This is a genomic window from Corynebacterium sp. HMSC05D03 (genome assembly GCF_001807205.1).
GTDB lineage: Bacteria > Actinomycetota > Actinomycetes > Mycobacteriales > Mycobacteriaceae > Corynebacterium > Corynebacterium aurimucosum.
Map to the genome: position 1 here is coordinate 1 of NZ_KV788194.1, position 14,553 is coordinate 14,553.

Genomic DNA, 14,553 nt, shown 5'->3' on the forward strand with positions numbered 1-14,553 from the left:
ATCGGTTTATCCACACGAAATGTCCCTTAAGCCGTTTCGGATGACTGCGCCGTCGTTTCAGACGACGGGAGCCGCTTAGAACGGAATGTCCTCCTGCGGGGAGGTCGGGGTACGGGGTTCCTCGGCAGCGGCCTGTGCTTCCTTAGCTTCTTGCTGGGCGCGCTCGCGGGTGGCCGAAATCTTTTGAGCCACCGTTTGTGCCCAACGCTTCGTCTTCTGTGCCAGCGGGCCAGTCGGCTCCGTCATAGCCCAGGTCCCGTCTTCGTAGAGCCACACGATGTCCCCGGTGTGCGGGTCCATGATGTAGTGCGCGCGCCCATCAGTCTTCATATTGTGGTGGTGCTGGCACAAACTGGCCAGGTTGCGTGGGTGCGTGGCGCCGCCGTCGGCGTAGTTGACGCGGTGGTCCATCTGGCACAGGTAGGCCGGCCGGTTGCACCCCGGAGCGCGGCAGGTGCCATCCCGGCCTTCCACGTATGTGCGGATGAGCTCCGAGGCGATGTAGCTGCGCGATTCCGGTGGCTGCGAGGAGAGGTCGCGCGTGCGCGTGACAGGCATGTCCTGTGACGTCCACCCATGGCCTTGGACGAAGGTGGGGGCGTCATCGATATCGCTGGCTTGGTAGGTGTGCAGAATGACAGTCGCCGGCGGCGAGATACTACCGGCGATGAGCTTTTTCAGGGCATCAGCCTGTGAGAGTCCGTTCTCCTTTGCCGCTTGTTTGATGTAGCTATCCAGAATCATGCCCGTGGCGCTATCGGTATTGAGCTCAAGGATGCCGCGCTGGCCAGTATCGGTGAAGGTATACGTATCTTTCTGCGGGGAATTGCGAAAGCTAAAAGTCTTGTCAATACTCTTGCAAATATCGCGCAGTTTGCGCCCAATCTGCGCCGGGGTGGGAAAGACCTGATTCGGGGAGGTGGGGGTGAAGAAGGTGATCAGGGCATCGTCGATAAGCGCGAGCGTTTCTGGCGGCAACGCGCCCAGCTTTGTCAGGGTGCGGTCAATGGTGATGAGGGCCTTCATATCCAGCAGGAACTGGCTGTCCTGTAACGCCTTGACCTGCGGGAGCTCCGTGAGCCGGTGCACGGCCAGGCAGCATTCGCTCACGGTATAGTCGCCGACACCAAGCTTGGCGACGAGCCTCTGGCACGCGACATCAAAATCCTCATCGAGGTCTGGCATGGCAGCTACCCACGAGCGGTAGTCTGCGCGGCGGGCGGCGCTGCGCTCCACAGCGAGGGCGCAATCAGGATTCATATGGGAAAAGTAGGCGGTTTGGGTAGCGGTATTCACGGTGTCCCCCGGGGTTAGAATCTCGGTTATATGTTCTAAAAGTACTATAAAACATGCCCCGGACATCTATCCTGACCAGCAAATATGGTGGTATCTGGATGAAGGTTATAGAGCGTGTATTTGCTGTCAATACCACGTGGGGAGTGTCATCCTTCTGGCCCCACAGGAGCCCATCACGTACGTAAAATGGCGAACTATGTTGCCTAGACTCCTCACCCTTGACAGCCTGGTTATCTCACAGACCAAGTCCTTCATGCAGGATGAATTCCTGATCGCCGATGAACAAGGCGTGCCCGTCGGGACGATTCTGCAGTCGACGAGCCTGAAGGACATGTTCTTCAACTCCTCCCGCAGCCTCGAAGTCGCCTTCACTAATGAACAGGGCAATCCGCAGCAGCCGCTCATGGTGATTAAGGATCCGCCGAACTTCGTGCGGGATACCTATGAGGTGTACCTGCCGGGCGTCGAGAAGCCCATGGCGGTCGTAACTAAAAAATTCTCCCTCCTGAAGACGCGCCTGAGCTTGGAAATGGAGGGCTTCCCGGAGATCGAGATTGAAGGCGATGTCTGGGATTGGAATATCACGATTACTAGCCAAGGCCAGCCTCTAGCGGAAGTTCGCAATGAGTGGGCGGGCGTGGGCCGGTTCCTCGCTGGGAAGAATACGTACCGCCTCAGCATTGCGCCGGGGCTTGACCCGCAACAGCATGCCGGGCTGATTGGTGCGGTCATGTGCATGGACATGCTGCGCACCAAGGCACAGAGCAGCAGTTAGCGGCGCACGAAGCGCCAGCTGCCATAGGAGAAGAGCGCGGTGGCTAGCGCGGGGAGGCCATAAGCGCGCACGGCCTTGCGCACGGAGCGGTAGTCGCGGATGAGCCAGCCTTTTTCCTCTGCAATATCGCGCAGCTTGGAATCCGGATTAATGGCCACGGGGGTTCCCACCATGGAAAGCATCGGGACATCGTTGGCGCTGTCGGAGTAGGCGGTACAGCGCTCAAGATCGAGGTTCTCCAGTGTGGCGAGCGCCGCCACGGCGTGCTTCTTACCCGGCCCGTGGAGGATATCGCCCACGAGGCGGCCGGTGAAGCGGCCATCTTTGACCTCCGCCACGGTGCCGAGCGCGCCCGTGAAACCGAAACGCTGCGCCAGAATCTGCGCCAGCTGCACGGGGGTGGCCGTGACCAGCCATACCTGCTGGCCAGCGTCGAGGTGCATTTGCGCCAGCTGCTTCGTGCCCGGGTAGGCCTTGCGGGCCATGGATTGGTCCACGATGCTCTCGCACAAAGCCACCATCTCCTCCACCGAGCGGCCTTTGACAAACTCGAGCGCTTGCACGCGCCCCGCGGCCACGTCGGCTGCGTTCTCCGAACCGGAAATCCGGAATTTTAGCTGCTTCCAGGCGATGGGCAGGATCTCTGAGAGCTTGAAGTAGCGACGCCGCGCGAGGCCCAAGGCAAAAGACACGAGCGAGGACCCTTGGACCAAGGTGTTGTCCACGTCGAAGAAGGCGGCAGCGCCGGCGTCCTGGGGGATGTCTGGGTCGGGCTCAGTGATGGAGCGCGCGCCGGCGGATTCGAAGGACCCCTGGACGGAATCCACACCAGAAGAAAAAGCATCCAGGTCGATGCCGAAGAGGTGCTCTACCGCCGCGGCTGCCGACGCCTCACCGGCCGCCCTCTGGTGCTCTTCGCCCAGCGGTGCGAAGGCCTGCTGCTCCAGGAAATTACGCAAGTTTCCCCTGCTTGCGGTCCAATTGGCAAGGAACTCACGGGGAGAATCGGGCATACCAGGAGGGAGCGGGAGAGGCACGCGTTCAGCTTTCATAAGGCGGGAAGACTAACGTGTCCATAGTAAACCGCGAACCGTTCTACGTCCTATCGAGGAGTTCTTAATGTCTCACGTCGTCGAGCTGATGGTGCGTACCACGTGCGGCTCCTGCGCGCGCGTTCTGGAGCAGATTACCCCGGTGGTCCGGCAGGCTGGGGCAGAGCTTAAAGTGCGCAACGTCGATGAGGATGCGGAGCTGGCCATGGAATATGGTGATCGCGTCCCCGTTGTGGTGATTGATGGCGAGGAGTTCTCTTGCTGGGAAGTGGACAATGAGGAGCTAGCGCAGGCGTTGGTGGAGTAGCTTTCCTCGGGGACTCCCGCGAGTTTCGGAAACGAGCTGAAAACTAGTAGTCTTTTGGATGATCTATGTCATCCAAAGGGATGATGCAAAACTGGAGGGTAGTGCATGAGTGTGCTCGTCGTGGGCATGTCGCATCAGTCGGCGCCGGTGGCGCTGCTGGAAAAGCTGAGCATGGACGAGACCGTGCAGAATGACACCTGCCGGGCCATGGTATCGGCAGGCTCGTTGACCGAGGCGATGATTATCTCCACCTGTAACCGCCTCGAGGTTTATACCGTCACGAGCTCTTTCCACACGGGCGTCCAGGATGTCGTGCGCAACCTCGCTGAAGTCTCCGGGGTGGAGGAGGAGAAGCTGCGCTCCTATCTTTATGTGCGCTATGCCGACGCCGCCGCCGAGCACCTCATGATGGTGGCCTCCGGCTTGGACTCGATGGTGGTGGGTGAGCAGCAGATCATCGGCCAGGTGCGCACCGCCTACCAGTTTGCTTCGGAGCAAGGAACCGTCGGCCCGCGCATCCACGCGCTGGCACAGTCCGCGCTGCGTACCGGCAAGCGGGTGCATTCCGAAACTGAGATCGATGAGGCGGGCTCCTCCATGGTCTCCTTTGCTTTTGATCAGGCGCTGAGCCGCATGGGCAGGGAAGATCTCGCGGGCAAGCGCGTTCTCATCTTGGGTGCAGGTGCAATGGCCTCGCTGGCGGCAACGCACGCGGGGCGCCTGGGTGCGCACCTGATTATTGCGAACCGCACCATTGCCCGCGCTGAGCGCGTGGCGCAGCACGCCCATGAGGCGGGCGTGTACGCAGACGTTATTGAATACTCGGAACGCGCCCAAGCCCTGCGCGATGTGGACGTGGCGATCTCTGCCACCGGAGCCCAGGACTTCACTATTACGGCGGCCGACGTCGAGCGCTATCACGTGGCCGACCGCGAACTCATGCTCGTGGACCTGTCTCTGCCACGCGATATTGATGACGCCGTGGCAGAAGCTGAGGGAGTCGACCTGGTCAATATCGAACGTCTCAATAACTCGCTGCAGGCGGCCGATACCGATCTGGCAGCGGGTACCAGCCCGCACGCGCAGGCGCGGCGCATCGTCAGTGAAGAACTGGAAGCCTATGCTTCCGAGCAGCGCGTCCGCGACGTCGTCCCGGCCGTATCAGCCCTGCGCAAGCGCGCAGCAAACCTGGTCCAGTGCGAGGTAGCGCGGATGGAGCAGAAGCACCCCGAGTTGGACGAGCGCCAGATGGGAGATATCAATCGCGCGCTCAAGCGCGTTGCGGATAAGCTGCTCCACGAGCCCACGGTTCGTGCGAAGCAGCTCGCAGCTAACTCTGGCACCGTAAGCCATGAGACCGCGTTGCAGGAACTCTTTGGACTCCACTTGGAGGGCAGCGGCGTAGCAGTAGACATGGCAGATCTGCCGGATGCCGCGCAGATGGAAGCCGCGGAAAGTACTAAGGAAGAAAAGGACGCATAGATGTTGAAGATCGGTACCCGAGGATCCCTCTTAGCCACTACTCAGTCGGGCCACGTGCAGGAGTGGTTGCAGCAGGAAGGCTATGAGGCCGAGCTGCACATCGTTACCACGCAGGGTGACGTCAACATGGCTCCTGTGGAGCGCATCGGCGTGGGTGTGTTTACGCAGGCCCTGCGTGAGGCCGTCGACCGCGGCGAGTGTGAGATCGCAGTGCACTCCTTCAAGGACCTTCCCACGGCTGCCGACGAGCGTTTCGACCTCGTGGTGCCGCAGCGCCAGGACGTCCGTGAGGCGCTCATCGCCCGCGATGGTCTGACCCTTAAGGAGCTGCCGGAGGGCGCACGTGTGGGTACCTCCGCGCCGCGGCGCATCAGTCAGCTGCGCGCTATGCGCCCGGACCTGGATATTCGTCCGCTGCGCGGCAACATCGATACCCGCATGGGCAAGGTCACCAGCGGCGAGCTCGACGCCGTCCTCCTGGCCTACGCTGGCCTCGTGCGCGCGGGCTATGCCGATCGCGCCACCGAGGTTTTCGATCCGGAGGTCTTCATGCCCGCACCCGCGCAGGGCGCGTTGGCTATTGAGGCCGTCAAGGGGACTGAGGCAGCGAAGGCCATTGCTCTGCTTGCCGACGCCCCCGCCACCGCCGCCACCCGCGCCGAGCGCACCGTGCTCTCCCAACTGGAGGCTGGTTGCACCGCGCCGGTCGCTGCCACTTCCCACTGGGAAGGCGAGCAGCTGGTCGTTCGCGGCGGCGTCTTCGCCCTCGACGGCTCCCGTCAGCTCATCGCTCAGGCCCAGGGCTCGGCAAGCGAGGCAGAAGAATTGGGACGTGCAATCTCCAAGGAGCTCTTCGCTCAGGGTGCTGCGGACGTGCTGGCAGCGGAATAACCGCACGTAATTTTTGCTTTGGGGCCTTTTCCTTTAGTGTGTATCTAGCACACGATCATTGAGAGCAATGATTTAGGCCCCCTTAACTCGCGAGTGAGGGGCTTTCTTGTCTCCACTCCCGCGCCTGCCACAGCGGTGGCGCCGGGGCACTCGGAATCCACAAACTAGAAAAGAACCTTATGAGCAATGCCGTTCCGGATACCCAGCCTGAGCTGGGTAAGTCTGATCTGGGCAAAGTCGTCTTCGTCGGTGCCGGACCAGGTAATCCCGACCTGCTGACCGTTCGCGCCCGCGAGGTTCTGGAGACGACCGCCAACGTCGTTACCGACCCGGGGGTCTCGCAGGGCGTGCGTGACATGGTGGCGCAGCAGGTGCCGGTTCCGCAGGAGCTTCTCGACGCCGCCGAGGAAGAGTACGAGCGCATCTGCGCCGCCGCCAAGGAAGCGGGCGCACGCCGCAAACCGCCGCGCCCGGCACCGCCGACGGCAGCGGTCTTTGAGGAGGTCGAGGGGGACGTCGTCAAGCAACTGCGTAACGCGCTCGAGCGCGCCGAGGGGCACGACGTGATCCGTCTGGTTACCGGTAACCCGCTCAACCGTGAGTCCATCAAGGCGGAGATCACCGCCGTGGCCAATGCGGGCATGGAATTCCAGGTGGTCCCGGGTATGTCTCTGCCTTCGACGGTTCCCTCCTTCGCAGGCATTGCTCTCGGTGCGACCTATACTGAGGCCGACATCACGGAAGGCGCGGACTGGGATGCGCTGGCCACCGCGACGCAGCCGCTGGTTTTGCAGGCTACGGCAGATGACCTGCCGGTTATTTCCGCCGAGCTGGTGGAGCGCGGGATGCCCGCGGAGACGGAAGCATACGTCACCGTCCACGGCACCACGCGCCTGCAGCGCACGCACGAGACCACGCTGGGAACACTCGGCAAGCTTGACGCTGAGCTGCCGGGCGAGCTCGTGGTCACGCTGGGGCGCAGCTTTGATGATCGCTCGAAGTATTCCTGGTGGGAGAACCGTTCGCTCTATGGTTGGCGCGTGCTGGTGCCGCGCACGAAGGAGCAGGCCGCAGCGATGAGCGCCCGACTGGCTGGCCACGGCGCCATCCCGCAGTCGGTGCCCACTATTTCCGTGGAGCCGCCGCGCAACCCGGCGCAGATGGATCGCGCCATCAAGGGTATTGTCGAGGGCCGCTACAAGTGGGTCGTGTTCACCTCCGTCAATGCGGTGAGCGCGGTGTGGAAGAAGATCGCGGAGCTCGGCCTCGATGCTCGCGACTTCGCCGGCGTGCACCTGGCTGCGGTGGGGCAGAAGACCGCCGATGCTATTCGCGCCAAAGGCATGGTCCCGGAGCTTTTGCCGCCGGCGACGAAGCAGAACGCCGAGGGCCTCGTGGAGGTCTTCCCCAACTACGTTGAGGATATCGACGCCGTGGGGCGTGTACTGCTGCCGCGCGCCGATATCGCCGGCGAGGCGCTGGTGACTGGCCTGCTGGACTTGGGCTGGGAAGTCGATGATGTCGTGGCCTACCGCACCGTCCGTGCGGCCCCGCCGGCCGCGGAGATCCGCGACATGATCAAGACTGGCGGCTTCGACGCCGTTGCCTTTACCTCGCCGTCGACGGTGCGCAACCTCGTCGGCATTGCGGGCAAGCCGCATGCCCGCACCATCATCGCCTGCATTGGCCCCTCCACCAAGGCGGCGGCTGAGGAGGTGGGCCTGCGCGTGGACGTGGTCCCGGAGGTCGCGGATGTGCCGATGCTTGTCGACGCCCTCGCTGACCACGTCGCCGCCCTGCGTGCTGCCGGCAACCTGCCAGCTCCGCGCAAGAAGCGCCGCTCGCGCAAGAAGACGGCGTAGACCGCTTCTGGGCGGGTAGGTAAGGGGCGACTAGAGTCGGGAAGGTAGTTCAATTTTCTCGTAGCTCAAAGGAGAGTTTTTACTCATGAGCATTGCTCGCCGCCCCCGCCGCCTACGTCAGAACCCGGCTTTTCGGGATTTGGTTGCGGAAACGTCGCTGCGCCCCTCCGACCTCATCCTCCCGATGTTCGTGGTGGATGGTCTGAATGAACCCCGTGATATCCCCTCCATGCCGGGCGTGCAGCAGCACAGCCTGGATTCCCTCAAGCGTGCCGCGCACGAGGCTCTCGATACGGGCGTGACCTGCGTTGACCTCTTCGGCGTGCCGCGTGAGGAAGACAAGGACGCGACCGGCTCCGTGGCCTGGGACCCACAGGGCATCCTCAACGTGGCGATTGCGGAGCTGCGCCAGGAATTCGGCGATGACCTCATTGTCATGGCGGATACCTGCCTCGATGAGTTCACCTCCCACGGCCACTGCGGCGTGGTCGATGACCAGGGCCGCGTGCTCAACGATGAAACCGTGGCGCTTTACCAGGATATGGCCCGCTCCCAGGCCCGCGCTGGTGCGCACATGGTCAGCCCCTCCGGCATGATGGATGGACAGATTGCCGCCATCCGTGAGGCTCTCGATGAGGCCGGCCACGAGGATGTTGCGATCATGGCCTACTCGGCCAAGTACGCCTCGGCCTTCTTCGGCCCCTTCCGCGATGCCGTGGGTTCCTCCCTGGAGGGCGACCGCCGTACCTACCAGCAGGACCCGCGCAATTTCCGCGAGTCCATGCTGGAGGTAGACCTGGACATCGAGGAAGGCGCGGACATCGTCATGGTTAAGCCTGGCCTGCCGTACCTCGATGTGCTGGCCGGTGCTGTCGAGCGCTCCTCCGTGCCGGTAGCTGTCTACCAGGTCTCCGGCGAGTACGCGATGATTCAGGCCGCTTCCCAGAACGGGTGGATCGATGGTGAGGCCGTTATGCTGGAGTCCTTGACCGCGTTCAAGCGTGCGGGCGCGGATCAGATCCTGACCTACTTCGCCACGGACGCCGCCCGCTTGCTCAAGTAAAAGGAGAATCGTGACGTTCAGCCCGAACACTACGCCGTCGGCACACAAGCCGGCGAAGCAGGATACGGAGCCGGATAAGGAGCAGACCAAGCGCACCGAAGCCGTCTCCCTCATGCTCAAGGTGTGGACCGTTGCCTTGGTGCTCGAGGTGGTGCACCTGGTCTTGAGTATCGTGCTGACCCTGCTGAATAGGGAAGAGCTCTTTGCCCAGGCCCGCACTACGGCGGAGTCCGCAGCGGAGAAGTCCGGGCAGGACGTCAGCGATGCCCTCGTACAGCTCGTGGGCTATGGCTCGGTGGCCTTCAGCTCGCTGATTTCACTCGCCATCGTGGTGCTGTTGGGCATCATGCTGGGCTTTATACACAAGAACTCCAAGGCAGCCGGTACTGGCCGGCGCCTGTGGTTTGCCTTCTCCCTCTACTTTGGCCTCCGCGTGCTCATCGTCTTCATCAGCAGCCCCGCCGGGGCGAGCGCGCCGGATTGGCTCTTCCTGCTTGATGGTGCCGTGCAGATCCTCGTCGGCGTGGCGGCCGTGATGGGCTTGATGTTCTCCACCAAGGAAGAGGTACTTGAATACACCGGCGAAATGGAGCAGCTGCGCCAGATGCGCAAGGAGATGGAGGAGCAGCGCCGCCAGGAAAACCTGGAGGAGCGCGAGAAGAAAAGCAAGGACAGGGAGAAAGAGGACAGCAAGGACGGCAAGCGATGAGCGAGCGCCCCGGCCCCGCGGACTATAACCGTCGCCCACGCCGCCCTAAGAAGCAGGGCGAGCAGGACTTTTCCACTTGGCCTTCCCAGCTGCGCATTGCCTACTGGGTCTGTGTCATCGCCGCAATCGTCATGCTCACCGCCGGGATGGTGGGCCTCTTCGGCTCCTATACATCGGTGACGAACACCCAGCTCAGCCCAGAGCAGGTGGACTATATCCGCTTCAACACACGTTTCACGGCCATCTCCAACGTGGTGGGTGCCGTCGTCATTGCGGCGTGCTCCGCGCAGCTGGCGAGTGGCTCGATATGGGCGCGTCGCATCATTACCGCGGTGTCTGCTTACATCATGTTCGTCAGCATTGCGGCGCTGATCGCGGGCGTGGGCGGGCTGCTCTTGTTGCTTATCCCGATGGCGCTCATGGTGGCCATCTACTTCCTCTTTCACCCGGATTCGACGGCTTTCATCAAGGCCTGCCGCGCCCAAAACTCCTGATTGGCGCCTACTCCAACTTTTGATTCATAATGGACGGTATGTCTCGACTGTCTGATGCGCCGCTGATTGCTGCCGCTACTGGCCACACGCCCTCCCGCCCGCCCGTCTGGTTCATGCGTCAGGCGGGGCGCTCTTTGCCGGAGTACCGCAAGGTGCGCGAGGGAATCAGCATGCTGGATTCCTGTTTCATGCCGGAGCTCCTGGCGGAGATTACCCTGCAGCCGGTGCGCCGCCACGACGTTGATGGCGCCATCCTGTTCAGCGATATCGTTGTCCCGCTCAAGGCCGCGGGCGTCGGTGTGGAGATCGTCCCCGGCCGTGGCCCCGTCATGGATGCACCCGTGCGCACCAAGGAGGACGTGGCCAAGCTGCCTATCCTCGACGTTGATGTGCCCGAGGTACGCCAGGGCATTGAGATCATCCTGAGCGAGCTCACCGACAAGCAGGCCCTCATCGGCTTCGTCGGCGCGCCCTTCACTTTGGCCAGCTACCTCATTGAGGGTGGCCCCTCGAAGAATCACGAGCGCACCAAGGCTCTGATGCATTCCGATCCGGATACTTGGCACCGCCTCATGCAGCGCCTCACCCCGACGATCATCTCCTTCCTCGAGCTCCAGCTGGATGCCGGCATCGACGCCATGCAGCTCTTCGATTCCTGGGCGGGCTACCTCAACGAGCGCGATTACCGCGAGTTCGTGCTGCCTTATTCGGAGCAGATCCTCAAGGTCGCTGAAGGCCGCGTGCCGCGCATCCACTTTGGCGTGGGGACCGGCGAGCTGCTCGGCGCGATGTCGGAGGCTGGCTCTGAGGTCATGGGCGTGGACTACCGCGTGAGTATGGATGCCGCCGCGGCCCGCGTCAACGCGGACATTCTCCAGGGCAACCTCGACCCGGCTCTGCTGTTCGCTGGCGAGGACGCGGTGCGCAAGGAAGTACGCGCCATCAAGGCTGAAGTCGACCGCGCAACTGAGCGCGGCGACATGAAGGGGCACATCTGGAACCTTGGCCACGGCGTGCTGCCGACCACGGAGGCGGAGGCCATTACGCGCGCCGTCGCCATCATCCACGAGGAGGGCTAAATGAAGATCGCGATCATCGGTGCGGGCCTAGCGGGCCTCACCGCGGCATGGGAACTCAAGCAGAACACGAAGGGCACCCACGACATCTTCGTTTTCGAAGCAGCCGATCGCATCGGCGGCAAACTGCACACAGTGCCGTTTAACGGCGGGCCGACCGACATGGGTGCGGAGGCCTTCATCCGCCGCCGCCAAGACGCCGTGGACTTCTTCACGGAGCTCGGACTGCAGGATTCCTTCGTGGAGCCCAATCCGGAGCTGCGCCCACGCGTGTACACCGGCGGCGAGCTGCACTTCCTGCCGCAGGGCGGAGTCATGGGCATTCCTTCTGAGCCGCAGGATTTCTTCTCTGCTGCGACCAACGAGCGCATCACCAACGAGCAGCCCTTCGAGTGGGAAATTGGCGGGGATGTCTCCGTGGGTCAGCTCGTGCGCCAGCAGTACGGTGATGATGTGGTGGACCACGTGGTCTCCGCGCTGCTGGGTGGCGTTTACTCCTGCTCGGCCGATGATCTGGGCCTGCGCGCCACGGTTCCCTACCTGGCGGCCACGTTGGACTCGCTGGCCAAGGAAGGACCCGTCACGCTGTCGGCCGCGATCAAGCAGATCGAGTCCGGCCGCAGCCCGGCCGAAGGCTCCGTCTTTGGCACCTTCAAGGGCGGCTACGCCGAGCTCTACGAGGCCCTGGCTGAAAAGTCCGGCGCGCAGATCCACCTGGACACCTTTGTTTCTGGTGTGACGCGCAAGGGCGATGCCTTCGAGGTCAAGGGCGTGCCGGGGGATATCGGCCCCTTCGACCGCGTGCTCTTTGCCACCCCGGCACCTACGACTGCGCGCCTGCTCAAGGCCGTGGCTCCGGAGGCCGCCCAGGAGCTGTCCACCGTCCAGCTGGCCTCCTCTGTGGTCGTCGGCTTCAACTTCGCCTCCGCCACGGATCCGGAGGGCAACTCCCTTCCGGAGGCCACCGGCATCCTCGTCGCCTCCGACGAGCCTGACCTGCGCGCCAAGGCTTTTACGCTGTCCTCCAATAAGTGGCCACACCTGAACGAGCGCGAGGGTTTCCTCGTGCGCGCCTCCTTTGGCCGCTTCGGCGATGATGCCCTCGTGCGTGCGGAAGAGGATGACCTGGTGGACTTTGCACTCGATGACCTGCAGAGGATCACCGGTTTCGACGGCCGCGCCGCCGGTGTGGAAGAGATCTACACGCAGCGCTGGTTCGGCGGCATCCCCCGCTATGATGAAAAGCACCTGGCCACCGTTGCTGCCGTGCGTGCCGCGCTTGCCGACGTCCCCGGTATCGCCACCGCTGGCGCCTGGGCCGATGGCGTCGGCGTGCCCGCCGTCATCGCCGGCGCCCGCGCTGCCGCGCAGGCACTCGTCAGCTAGCTAGTAGTGGTATCTGCACCCAGCAATCTCGATGGTCGCATCCTTCATGCGATAGATCAGTCGGTGCTCTTCGGTAATTCGCCGAGACCAGAACCCGGACAACTCGAATTTGAGAGGTTCGGGTTTTCCTATTCCTTCGTTGCCGTTTCGCGCAATGTCCTTAATGAGGTTATTGATTCTCTTGAGGATCTTCTTGTCGTGAGACTGCCACCAGAGGTAGTCCTCCCATGCTTCCTCTGTCCACGAAAGAATCATGGAGCTTAATCTTCCTCAATGAGCTCGTGTTCCGTTGCTTTCCCCGTATTGAGGCTCTCAATGGAGTCAAGTAGGCGCTGGGCATTGCGAGGGGAACGCAGAAGGTAAGCAGTTTCGCGAAGAGAGTTGTAGTCATCTAAGGAAACGATGACTGCAGACTCATGACCATTGCGAGTGATGATGACTTCCTCACGGTCATCTACAACAGACTGCAATACTTCGGCGTACCGTGCTCTCGATTCCGAGTAAGACATGGTCTTCATAAGCGATCTCCCTTCTTGTACAAGAAACTGTACAACGAAAAGAGGATGGGCGCTAGAGAAGTTTCAGTTTATGGGGCCACGTGAACGGTGCGCGTCAGGTTGAGCCGCTCGCACACGTGCTCATCGTGGCTGACCAGGATGAATGCTCCGCGGTAGTTGGTGAGCACCTCAACCAGCCAGTCGGTGGTGGGGATGTCGAGGTTGTTCGTCGGCTCGTCGAGAAGCAGAAAGCGCGGGGCCGGATCGCTGAGCAGGACGCGGGCGATTTCGACGCGGAAGCGCTCGCCACCAGAGAGTTGTCCCACGGGCTGGTGGATCTTGTCGTTGATAAAGAGCATCTGGGCCAGCTGGTCGCGCAAGAACTGCGGGTCGGCGCCGGGGTTGGCCTCCCGCACGATGTCGAACACCGATTTCTCTTCAGGCAAGACGATGCGTTGGCGGATGTATCCGCAGGGCAGCGCGTACTCGACGTCGCCGCGGGCGATGCGGTTGAGGAAGGTGGTCTTGCCGCTGCCGTTGGGGCCGGCGAGGCGAACGCGCTCGGGGCCGGTGATGCTGAGCAGATCGCTCACCAGCACGCGGGTGCCCGCGGGCAGCTCAGTGCCGGGGAGATCGATGTGGACATGGGTGTCGTCGCGAAGCGCGCGCTGTGCCTTGTCGTGCGCCGACTGGGCGGCAGCCACTGCATCGTTGGCCTGTTGAGAACGCCCAGCGGCTGAGCGCTCGGAACGATTTTTGTCATTGCCCATAGCCATGCCGGGCTTGCGCTTTGAAGCGGCGAAGTTCTTGCCGCGTCGGGCATCGCGGGCAAGCCGGGTCTGCATGGCGGCGCGCTCGCGGATTTGTTTGCGGTGCTCGGCCTTAGTTTCCCTGACCTTGGCCTGCGCGGAATCCTGCTCGGCGTCAATCGTTGCGCGGTAAGAGGAGTAGTTTCCTTCGAACTCGCGAATTGTTCCGTGGTAGAGCTCCGCAATGCTTTCCGCGTGCTCGAGGAGCTCGCGGTCGTGTGAGACGACGAGAACCGGCATCGGTGCGGTGCGAATGAGCTCGAGCAGGCGCTGGCGTGATTCGGAGTCCAGGTTATTGGTGGGCTCGTCGAGGATCAGGAAGTCGGGCTTGCGGAAGAAGGCTGCGGTCAGCGCCACGGTCACTGCTTCACCGCCAGACAAAGTCCCGATAGTGCGCTCCAAGGGGAAGGGGATACCTGCGGCGTCGAGAGCCGCTTCGATGCGCTCTGCCAAATCCCACTGCTCACCAACAGTGGTGGCGAGCTCTTCCGAGTATTCGCCAGCCTCAATGCGGGCAATGGCGCTGAGGATCTCTGTTGCGCCAAAGACATCGGCGATGCTGTCAGACGTGTGGAGTCCTAAATCCTGGTCGACATAGCTGACTGAGCCCTCGGATACCGTTCCCGAAGTCGGGGCAACGAGGCCAGCAAGAACCTTGGCCAACGTTGATTTTCCAGAGCCATTCTCTCCCACCAAGCCCGTGAAGTGGGAGGAAAACGAGCCGGTGAGATCCGTGAAACAGGGGGTACCGTCGGGCCAAACGACGGTGAGATGAGAAAAAGAAATAGGCATGAAGAAATCCACCTTCGAGTAAGTCGCGTTAAAGAGTGACGTCGAATTAGGAAAAAATCTTC

General features: G+C 62.3%; 15 protein-coding genes. 10 read left to right on the forward strand and 5 right to left on the reverse strand.

Annotated elements, in window-relative coordinates; genetic code table 11:
• Nucleotides 1-75: 75 nt before the first annotated feature.
• Entirely contained in the window at nucleotides 76-1,296 is a 1,221-nt protein-coding gene (locus tag HMPREF3147_RS11675) for an HNH endonuclease signature motif containing protein (RefSeq protein ID WP_083276502.1), read from the reverse strand.
• Between the two features lie 196 nt (nucleotides 1,297-1,492).
• Between HMPREF3147_RS11675 and HMPREF3147_RS11680 the strand changes: the two genes are divergently transcribed.
• Nucleotides 1,493-2,071: an LURP-one-related/scramblase family protein gene (locus tag HMPREF3147_RS11680; RefSeq protein WP_070447903.1), complete on the forward strand. Its 579-nt coding sequence runs from the start codon at nucleotides 1,493-1,495 to the stop codon at nucleotides 2,069-2,071.
• Here HMPREF3147_RS11680 and HMPREF3147_RS11685 read toward each other — a convergent pair.
• On the reverse strand, nucleotides 2,068-3,084 hold the full coding sequence (locus HMPREF3147_RS11685; protein ID WP_070447905.1) for an HAD-IB family hydrolase: 1,017 nt from the start codon (nucleotides 3,082-3,084) through the stop codon (nucleotides 2,068-2,070). The genes HMPREF3147_RS11680 and HMPREF3147_RS11685 overlap by 4 nt on opposite strands.
• A gap of 106 nt (nucleotides 3,085-3,190) precedes the next feature.
• On the opposite strand from HMPREF3147_RS11685, the gene HMPREF3147_RS11690 reads away from it, so the two are divergent.
• The 9 genes from HMPREF3147_RS11690 (at nucleotide 3,191) to HMPREF3147_RS11730 (ending at nucleotide 12,393) form a co-directional block, all read left to right on the forward strand.
• A complete protein-coding gene (locus HMPREF3147_RS11690) occupies nucleotides 3,191-3,430 on the forward strand; it encodes a glutaredoxin family protein (protein WP_070447908.1) in 240 nt (79 codons plus the stop codon).
• Nucleotides 3,431-3,535: 105 nt separating this feature from the next.
• On the forward strand, nucleotides 3,536-4,912 hold the full coding sequence (locus tag HMPREF3147_RS11695) for a glutamyl-tRNA reductase (protein WP_070447910.1): 1,377 nt from the start codon (nucleotides 3,536-3,538) through the stop codon (nucleotides 4,910-4,912).
• Nucleotides 4,913-5,803, forward strand: a complete 891-nt coding sequence (gene hemC, locus HMPREF3147_RS11700; protein WP_070447912.1) for a hydroxymethylbilane synthase — start codon at nucleotides 4,913-4,915, stop codon at nucleotides 5,801-5,803.
• A 179-nt stretch (nucleotides 5,804-5,982) separates the two neighbouring features.
• Nucleotides 5,983-7,665 carry a bifunctional uroporphyrinogen-III C-methyltransferase/uroporphyrinogen-III synthase gene (locus HMPREF3147_RS11705; RefSeq protein WP_070447915.1) on the forward strand — a complete coding sequence of 561 codons (1,683 nt, stop codon included), beginning with the start codon at nucleotides 5,983-5,985 and terminating at the stop codon, nucleotides 7,663-7,665.
• Between the two features lie 85 nt (nucleotides 7,666-7,750).
• Entirely contained in the window at nucleotides 7,751-8,728 is a 978-nt protein-coding gene (gene hemB, locus HMPREF3147_RS11710) for a porphobilinogen synthase (RefSeq protein ID WP_070447917.1), read from the forward strand.
• Nucleotides 8,729-8,738: 10 nt separating this feature from the next.
• The gene (locus tag HMPREF3147_RS11715) at nucleotides 8,739-9,437 is read left to right on the forward strand and encodes an MFS transporter (protein ID WP_070447918.1); all 699 of its coding nucleotides are present in this window, start codon (nucleotides 8,739-8,741) and stop codon (nucleotides 9,435-9,437) included.
• Complete coding sequence (locus HMPREF3147_RS11720) at nucleotides 9,434-9,931, forward strand: tellurium resistance protein TerC (RefSeq protein WP_070447920.1); 498 nt, start codon at nucleotides 9,434-9,436, stop codon at nucleotides 9,929-9,931. The genes HMPREF3147_RS11715 and HMPREF3147_RS11720 overlap by 4 nt, the downstream gene beginning before the upstream one ends.
• Before the next feature lie 38 nt (nucleotides 9,932-9,969).
• Entirely contained in the window at nucleotides 9,970-11,010 is a 1,041-nt protein-coding gene (gene hemE, locus HMPREF3147_RS11725; protein WP_070447922.1) for a uroporphyrinogen decarboxylase, read from the forward strand.
• A complete protein-coding gene (locus HMPREF3147_RS11730) occupies nucleotides 11,011-12,393 on the forward strand; it encodes a protoporphyrinogen oxidase (RefSeq protein WP_070447924.1) in 1,383 nt (460 codons plus the stop codon).
• On the opposite strand, the gene HMPREF3147_RS11735 is transcribed toward HMPREF3147_RS11730, so the two are convergent.
• The 3 genes from HMPREF3147_RS11735 to HMPREF3147_RS11745 form a co-directional block, all read right to left on the reverse strand.
• Nucleotides 12,394-12,648 carry a Txe/YoeB family addiction module toxin gene (locus tag HMPREF3147_RS11735; protein ID WP_070447926.1) on the reverse strand — a complete coding sequence of 85 codons (255 nt, stop codon included), beginning with the start codon at nucleotides 12,646-12,648 and terminating at the stop codon, nucleotides 12,394-12,396.
• A 5-nt stretch (nucleotides 12,649-12,653) separates the two neighbouring features.
• Nucleotides 12,654-12,911: a type II toxin-antitoxin system Phd/YefM family antitoxin gene (locus tag HMPREF3147_RS11740; protein WP_070447928.1), complete on the reverse strand. Its 258-nt coding sequence runs from the start codon at nucleotides 12,909-12,911 to the stop codon at nucleotides 12,654-12,656.
• A gap of 68 nt (nucleotides 12,912-12,979) precedes the next feature.
• A complete protein-coding gene (locus HMPREF3147_RS11745; protein ID WP_070447930.1) occupies nucleotides 12,980-14,491 on the reverse strand; it encodes an ABC-F family ATP-binding cassette domain-containing protein in 1,512 nt (503 codons plus the stop codon).
• Nucleotides 14,492-14,553: the final 62 nt, after the last annotated feature.